General features: G+C 67.4%; 5 protein-coding genes. All 5 read right to left on the reverse strand.

The genetic code is table 11. The features are described 5' to 3' along the window. Positions 1–54: 54 nt before the first annotated feature. Positions 55–4,137 (reverse strand): translocation/assembly module TamB domain-containing protein, encoded by a 4,083-nt coding sequence (locus tag ACYQ6W_RS10800; protein ID WP_459675267.1) that lies wholly within the window; start codon positions 4,135–4,137, stop codon positions 55–57. Next, positions 4,137–6,020 carry an autotransporter assembly complex protein TamA gene (locus ACYQ6W_RS10805; RefSeq protein WP_459675269.1) on the reverse strand — a complete coding sequence of 628 codons (1,884 nt, stop codon included), beginning with the start codon at positions 6,018–6,020 and terminating at the stop codon, positions 4,137–4,139. The genes ACYQ6W_RS10800 and ACYQ6W_RS10805 overlap by 1 nt, the downstream gene beginning before the upstream one ends. Before the next feature lie 167 nt (positions 6,021–6,187). Further along, positions 6,188–6,667 (reverse strand): Hsp20 family protein, encoded by a 480-nt coding sequence (locus ACYQ6W_RS10810; protein WP_459675270.1) that lies wholly within the window; start codon positions 6,665–6,667, stop codon positions 6,188–6,190. A gap of 177 nt (positions 6,668–6,844) precedes the next feature. Further along, positions 6,845–7,072, reverse strand: coding sequence for a 50S ribosomal protein L31 (rpmE, locus tag ACYQ6W_RS10815; protein ID WP_459675271.1), 228 nt, complete (start codon positions 7,070–7,072; stop codon positions 6,845–6,847). 145 nt (positions 7,073–7,217) lie between these two features. After that, on the reverse strand, positions 7,218–7,659 hold a 442-nt coding region (locus ACYQ6W_RS10820; RefSeq protein WP_459675272.1), incomplete at its 5' end, for a Spy/CpxP family protein refolding chaperone.

A 7,659-nucleotide genomic window follows, 5' to 3' on the forward strand; every position in this document is an offset into this window, starting at 1 on the left:
AAAAAACCCCCGAGCGACCGCTCGGGGGTTTTTTTGTGGGCGAGGCGGACCGGTTCAATACTTGAACTGATAGGTGACGCCGAGGCCGTTGCTGTCGCCCCCTACCTGGGTCTGCAGCTTCAGTCCCTTGGCGATATCGATCTGCACCTGGGCCGCCGTGCTGTTCGCGCCCCCGCTGGTGCCTTGCGCTGCGCCAACATAGACGCCCGGCGCCACGTAGCGGCCCGCTTGCAAGGTGGGCGCGTTCTGCTTTTCGGTACTGGTTGTGGTGGTGGCGCCGGATGGGTTGCTCGCGCCGCCGATAGAGAGTTCGTCCAGCCCAAGGCCTTGGCGCACCCGGTTAAGCACGCCCGCCGCCCCCCCTCCCGTGTTGACGCCGGCAATCTGCGCCACCGCCGCGGCGATCGAGGCGAGCTGGAAGGGGCTGAGCTGGGAGGTGCTGGAATGGAACAGCAGCTGCGCCAGCACCTCGTCCTGCGGCAGGGTCGGTGTCGAGGTCAGGCTAATCTTGGGCGCGCTTGCATAGCCCGTGACCGCAAGCGTCGCGACGACATTGCCCGAACTGGTCGTCGCTTCGAAATCGATCGAGGGGTCGGTGATCTTGCCGCCGTCGAAGCCCACTTTGCCGCTCGAGAAGGTCAGCGTCGTCGTCACCAGATTGAACGTCCCGCGGATCATGTCGAAATGGCCAGAGGGCTGCAGATTGGCCAGCGTGCCGCCTAGATGCAGCCGGCCGCCGAGTTCCGCATCCAGGCCGTGGCCGCGCACGAAGATGGCGCGCGGCGCGGTCAGGGTGAGGTCGAGTTTGATCGGCAGAGGCGGAGAGGGCGTGGCAGGCGGCTTGTCGCCGGGGCGGCGCACGTTCAGGGTCGCGACGCTGGGCGGCAGGCTATCCGGAATGTTGATGGCCGCACGGCGGATGTTCAGCGTTCCGGCCGCCAGCACGCCCGAAGAGACGGCGCCCGAGACATGGATGTTGGTGTCGAAATGCGCCGTCATCAGGTCGCTCTGTACCGGGTCGGCGTTCTGTGCCGTCACGGTGAGGTCGAGCGGAATCGTCGGCGCCAGCGCACCAACCTGCCCGTGGACGGTCAGGTTGCCGCTGCCCGCTTTCGCGGTGAAGCTGTCGATGACGATGTTCTGGCCGACGGCGCGGAGCCGTGCCGTCATGCCCGTCAGCGTCAGTCCCTGCTCATAGTCCTGGAAGCTGCCACCATCGAGACCGATGCTGCCCGAGATCGCGGGGGTCTTCGCGGTGCCCGTCGCGCGGAGCGCAATCGCCACCGTGCCGGCGAGATGCCGGCCCTGCGCTTCCATGATGGGGTTGAGCAGGGCGAGATCGAGCCGGCCCTGGATTGCGAGGGCCAGGGCTCCGGTCTCGCTGATCGGTGCGGTGCCGGTGACGGTCACATGGCTCTTCGATCCGGCGTCGAGGCTCACGTCGAGGCGCGCCGTGCGGCCGGCGAGGTCGGCGCGGGCATTCAGCGTCGCAGGCGGCAGAGAGGCAGCGGCGCCGGTCGTCTGGCGCAGCCCGGTGCCGCGCAGCGTGATCCGGCCCGAAGGCGCGGCCGTGGTGCCTGTCAGATGCGCCTCTGCGTCGACCCGTCCCGCCGCATGCAGCGTGGGGTCGATCGGCGTGAGCAGTTCGGGCGTCACATTGGCGATCTTGACGTTGAGGTTGAGCCGTGGGCTCACCGTTCCCGCGGCGTCGATGCTGGCGGAGCCAAGGGCCAGGCGCAGCCGGTCCACGCCCATCTCCTTGCCGAAGGCGATGCGGCTCGGGGCTTGCAGCCGTAGCGTCTCGCCGTGCCAGGCCGCGGTCAGCGCTGAGAGCGCGACGCGGCTTTCCTTGAGGTCCAGGGTCGCGCGCGCTGTTGCATTGGCCGGAGCGCCCTGCAGATCGGGCAGCTTGGCATCGAGCGTGATGGCAAGGGCTTGCAGCGGGCCTTTCGCCGTGACGCTGGCATTGCCGCGCACTGACGCGGCGTCGATGCCGCTGAGCCGGGCCGTCGCGTCGATCTTCGGCGCGCTCATCGGGTCCGCCACGTCCGCCTTCACCAGAACGGCAGAGACGCGGTTGCTGCCGAACGCGAGGTTTCGGCCGTCGAGGTCGAGATGCGCCGCTTGGCCCGCGGGCGCCTGCAGCGCGAGAGACAGGCTGCCGGCCAGAGGCTGTCCGATCAGGAAGCGGAAGTCCGCAAGGCGCTTGAGGGTGATGGAGACGGTCCCGGTGGGCAGCGGCGCGCCGGGGGCGAGTGCGATGGCACCCTGGCCGGACAGGCTCTTCCAAGAGAGCTTCTGGATGGTGGCGGTGATGGCGCCGTCAGCGCCGCGCGTGGCTTGAATGGCGATGTCGGCCGGCGCGCCCGCGGGGCGACCGGTCAGGGTGATCTGCGCCTTCGGCGTGTTGGGCAGGCCAGTCGCGTCGACCTTGAGATCGACCGGGCCCGATAGTTCCGCGACCGCCTTGCCGCCCTCGGTGGTGCCGAGCGTGCCCGTCACTTCCGTCTGCAGAGCGAGATCCTTCATCGTCCCAGCCGCGTGGCCGGTCATCGTCACCGAACCGGTCGCCTGGGGCACGAGGTCCGCGATGCGGCTCAGCGCCAGCTGCCAGTCCAGGGCCAAGGTCTCGGTCGTGGTCTCCAGGCTGCCATGGGCGGCGAGGTCGAGATGGGCGCCTTTCACGGTCAGCGCCTTGATCGTCGCGGTCTTGCCTGCCATCGCGGCATCGGCCGTGAGCTTGACCTCACCCCCGGTCAGGGCCATCGCCTGGGGCAGGGCTTTCGTCAGATGGATGTCGGCGGCCAACTGGGCCGCCATCTGCTGGCCCTCCGCGGTTCTATGCGCTTGCCCGTTGATCGTGGCTTGGCCTGCGATGTCCTGATGGCCGATCGCGGCCAGCGGTGCGAGATTCGGCAGATCGAGGGTGAAATGCGCCGCCTGATCCGGCTTCAGCGTGCCGTCCAGCACGAGATGGGCCAGCGGATGGCTGACCGTCAGATGCACCGGCAAGTCCGGCGCTGCGATCCCGGCGGTCGCGGTGACGGTGACCGGTGTCATGCCGAGCAGGCCGCCCGGCAGGCCCGGCGCGTTGATGCCGGCCAACTCGGCATCGAGCGCGACCTGCTGCCGGTCACCACGAATCTTGGCGGTGAGCCGATCCAGCGTCGAGCCCTGGGCGGCGAGGCCCTCGATATCGACATGGCCGTTCGCGGCTGGCCGGGCGAAGGGGCCATCCACGGCCAAAGCGACATCGATCTTCTTCCAGGCGATGCCGGGTGCCGGGCTCATCGCCGGCGCATGAGCGTCGAGGCTGAGCTGGGCCGCTTCGCCGGGAATGTCGATGGTGCCGGCGGCGTGGGCGCTGAGTGCGCCGGCCGCCAGGTCGAGCTTCAGCTGCGAGGCGGTTTGCGGCCCGTCCAGGGTGAGGTTCAGATGCAGTGCGCCGAGCGCGGGCAGCCCGGCGACCGTCGCGATCATGCCCTTGGCCGGCTCGTCCAGCGTCACCGTGGCATGGAGGTTCTGGCCGGAGAGTGCGGCGCGTGCCGTATAGCTGCCGGGGGAGAGTAGGCTGCGGATGGAGAGAGAGAGGTGGCCCTGGTTCTCGCCCGTTACCTCGGCGGAGCCTTGAAGCGCGAGGGCGACCGGGGCCGTGCCGGTGAAGGCCGCCGTGGCGACGGCCTGCGGCAGGGTGAGGGCGTGCAAGAAGACCTGGACGGGCAGCCCGGGTATTTCCGCTCGGATCGGTGCCGAGGAAGGCGCGGGCTTCGCCTGCGGCGCGGGCAAGGGCTGGCGGAGCAGCGCAATCTTGTCGGCGTGCACCTCGTCGATCACGAGCTTGCCGTGCAGCAGCGGCAGAAGCCTCAGTCTCAAAGCGAGACCGGAGAGCGTCGCCCAGCTCCCGTCCCGGTCACGGAGATCCACTTCTGCCAACCGTAGATCGGTGGGCACCGTGCCGGACAGGCCCGCGACATGGAGGGTGTCCCCCAGATAGCGGTTGACCAGGGTCACGATCTGCCGCTGCCCCGCCGCTGTGTTGATGGCAACCGCGACGCCGCCCACTAAAAGAATCATCAGCAGCAGGATCACGCCGAGCGCGATCCCGAGCCACTTGGCGCTTGTCCGCAGGATCCGCATCAGAAGGCCTGCCCGATGCCGATGTAGAACTGGAAATTGCCGCTATTGGCCTGGTGCACCAGCGGCACCGCGAAATCGACGCGGATCGGCCCGATCGCCGTGTAGTAGCGCACGCCCAAGCCGGCGCCGACCTTCACGCTACCCTCGAAGGGGGCGGAGGAGGAGCTGACCTGCCCGGCATCGACAAAGACGGCGGTGCCGAAACTCTTTCCGATGCGCTGGCGGTATTCGATCGTGCCGGCGTCGATGGCCGTGCCGCCGATCGGGTTGCCGTCGGCGAATTGCGGCCCGACCGACTGATAGGAATAGCCGCGGATGGTATTGGTGCCGCCGGCGTAGAAGCGCTGATCCGGTGGCAGCTGGAAGGTTGACGCGCCCTGCACCGAGCCCACCAGCCCGCGCAGCGCGATGATGCTGCGGCCGCCGCCGGTGAGATCGAGATAGGTCGAGCCGGAGAGCTGCATGATCGTGAAGAAGGTTGTCGGATTGCGGAGCGATTCCGTGGGTGTGATGATGGCGCTCGCGCGAATGCCCTTCGTCGGATCGAACAGCGAATTCGTGCTGTCGTATTTCAGCGTCAGCGGCAGCTGCACCAGCGTGTAGTCGGTCGTCACCCCTTCCTGCGTCACCTGCTCGATGATGCCGGACAAGCCGATGCTGGCACTCCAATGCTTGTCGAGCTTGCGGGTCAGGGTCGTGCCGGCCAGTTCCGCCGTCTGATCATAGGCGTCCAGGTTTTGCTTCAGGGCGCCGATGTTGAAGCTCAGGCTCTGGTCGCGGCGGAAGAAGGCGGGCAGGGTATAGGTCGCCCCGACATTGTAGCCGAGGCCGTTCGTGCTCGATCCTCCGAGACCGGTCGCGGCGGCGCTCAGATTGAGCTGCTCCCCGTTTCCGAACAGGTTGTAGTGCGTCCAGCTCGCGCCGACCGTCCCGCCGGTATCCGTCGCGTAGCCGGCGGTGAAGCTCACCGTGCGCGGCGGGCCTTCGGTGACGATGAAGGTGACGGGCAGCCGACCGTCCGGACCGAGCGTCTCGCCCGTCTTCACCTGCACGGAGGAGAAGACGTGCAGGCCGGCCAGCGTCTGGCGTTCGGATTCGATCTTGCTCGGGCTGTATTGCTCGCCGGGTTTGAGCGAAATCTCCTTCCGCACGAAGCCGGGGTGAACGTTCTTGAGCCCTTCCACGGTGACGGGCCCGATATCCACGCGCGGTCCGGTCGTCACCGTATAGGTCACGTCGATCGTATGCTGTGCCGGATTCTCGAAGGCGGTCGGGGTGCTGACCTTGGCGAAGGCATAGCCCTCGTCGAGCAGCGCGCTTTGCAGGCGCGCGCCGGCGGCGATGACCTCCGCGGCCCGTGCCGGTTCGCCGCTTTCGAGACGGAACTGCGCCATCGCATCCTGGGGCACCGTTCCTTTCACCTCGACCTTGCCGAGATGGAAGAGCGGGCCTCGGGTCATCGCCACCACCACGGGAATGGGGGTCGCCGCCGAGGCATGGGCGATGATCTGCGGCAGCGTCGGATCGTCGAGCGACTTGCCGTCGATCGTGATGCTCACCGTACCGTCGTAATAGCCGGCGCTGTTGAGCACGGTCTGCAGGCGGTCGATGTCGCTGCGGGCGCGCAGCACCAGAGCGAAGGGCCCTGCCGGCGCCTTGGTACGGAGCGTTTCGAGGTTGGAGGTCTGCTTCGCGAGCGTGTCGATCTCGGCATCGCCGGTCTTCACGAAGGTGACCTGGTAGGGCTGGGGGTCGGCGGCGCGGGTGGGACTTGCGAGCATCACCGTCACCAGCGCGCCTGAAGCCCAGAGCGCATGGGGCAGCGACTGCAGGCGATGAAAGCGCAGCTTGGTCAGCCCTTTATCCTCCCTCTTTCCCGCCAACCCTTAACCTTCCAGCAGGCCCGCGGTCGATGGCCGGAGCGATGAAGGCGGTTGTTCATGACGGGAAATAGGGTCAACCCCGCGTGAGGCCACCCCCTGTGCGCAGAGCGGGCAAAAGAAAAGGGCCGGTCACCCGGCCCTTCCCTCGACGTCCGATCTTGGCGCGGTTACGCAGCCTGAGCCTGCGCAGGCGTCTCGGCTTCCGCGGTGATCACCTTCTGGCTGTCCTGGCCAGTGCCAATCGCGATGCGGCGCGGCTTCAGGGCCTCGGGCACGATGCGCTTGAGGCCGATATGGAGCAGGCCGTTCACGAGGTTGGCGTCCTCCACCACGATGTGGTCGGCCAGCGCAAAACGGCGCTCGAACGAGCGGCCAGCAATGCCGCGGTAGAGGGTGGCGACCGCGTCATTGGCGGCCTGCTGAACGCGGCCGGCCACGACGAGGGTATTGTCGCGCACGGTGATCTCGATGTCCTCGGGCGCGAAACCGGCGACCGCGAGGGTCACCCGGTAGGTGTCGTCACCGGTCTTTTCGATGTTGTAGGGCGGGAAGGTGGCAGGCGCCGCCTCCTGCAGTCCCTCGACCATCTGCGCAAGACGATCGAAACCGATGGCGGTACGGAAAAGGGGCGTAAAGTCGCGGGTCATAAAAACCTCCTGTCAAAGCAAGGTCTGTCGCGGGACCCCCCATGCGGGCCGGTCCCCATTGCGTCCGGGCCCCTTCAGGGCACCCCGACAACACTAAAATGGAAAAAGGCCGCCTCTTTTTCAAGAAGCGGCCTTCCCAATTTCGTGAAAATTTTCGAGCGACGGGGCTCTGGGCAATCAGCCCTTGCGCATGCCGATGCCGGCGAACTTCTTGTTGAACTTCGCGATCTGGCCGCCCGTGTCGATGATGCGCTGCTGGCCCGTCCAGGCCGGATGCGACTTCGGGTCGATGTCGAGGCGGAGCGTTTCACCCGCGCTGCCGTAGCAGGAGCGGGTCTTGTACTCCGTGCCATCGGTCATGATGATGGTGATCTCGTGGTAGTCCGGGTGGATGTTCGGCTTCATGGTTTCCGTTCCTGTCGGCGCCGCCGATGACGACCGGAAGCGCGGAAAGCGCGCCCTATAGACGCAGCGGACCCGCGGCGCAACAGAAACGGTCGCACGGCCGCTGCCCGCCCGTTGCGCGGCGGGACAGCGGCCTGCCGCCGCGTTACTGGCTGGAGCTGCCGGCGGCCGGAGCGGGCGAGGCATCGCCGCTTTGCTCTGCCGCTTTCGCCGGCCGCTTGTGGCCCTTGTGCGGGCCGCCCGGCATATCGGCCAGGAAGACCTTGTCGGCCACCTTCTGCTGGTCGGGCGGCATCGCCTTGTAGAGATCGGCGAAGGCGGCCGAACTCCTCTTCATGCCGTCGAGCCGCATCTGCTCGACGTCGATGAAGGAGTTCATGTCGTCCAGCGCGGTCATCGTCGGCAGCTTGTCGCGGCGGGCACGGTAGGCGTCCCCGAGCTGAGCAGCATTGTCGCGCATCGTAGAGGCGAATTTGACCCACAGCGGTTCTTCGTCCGCGGTGATCTTGAGGTCCTGGTGCAGCTTGTCGAGATAGGCGTTCAGCCCCCGGCTGCCATGATGATGCATGGGCTGGTCGGGGGGGGGC

It is taken from the genome of Acidisoma sp. 7E03 (genome assembly GCF_054665075.1).

Coding starts and splice junctions, on each gene's coding strand:
- ACYQ6W_RS10800 (WP_459675267.1), bottom strand. CDS start 4,137: ATGCGGATCCTGCGGACAAGCGCCAAGTGGCTCGGGATCGCGCTCGGC.
- ACYQ6W_RS10810 (WP_459675270.1), bottom strand. CDS start 6,667: ATGACCCGCGACTTTACGCCCCTTTTCCGTACCGCCATCGGTTTCGAT.
- rpmE (WP_459675271.1), bottom strand. CDS start 7,072: ATGAAGCCGAACATCCACCCGGACTACCACGAGATCACCATCATCATG.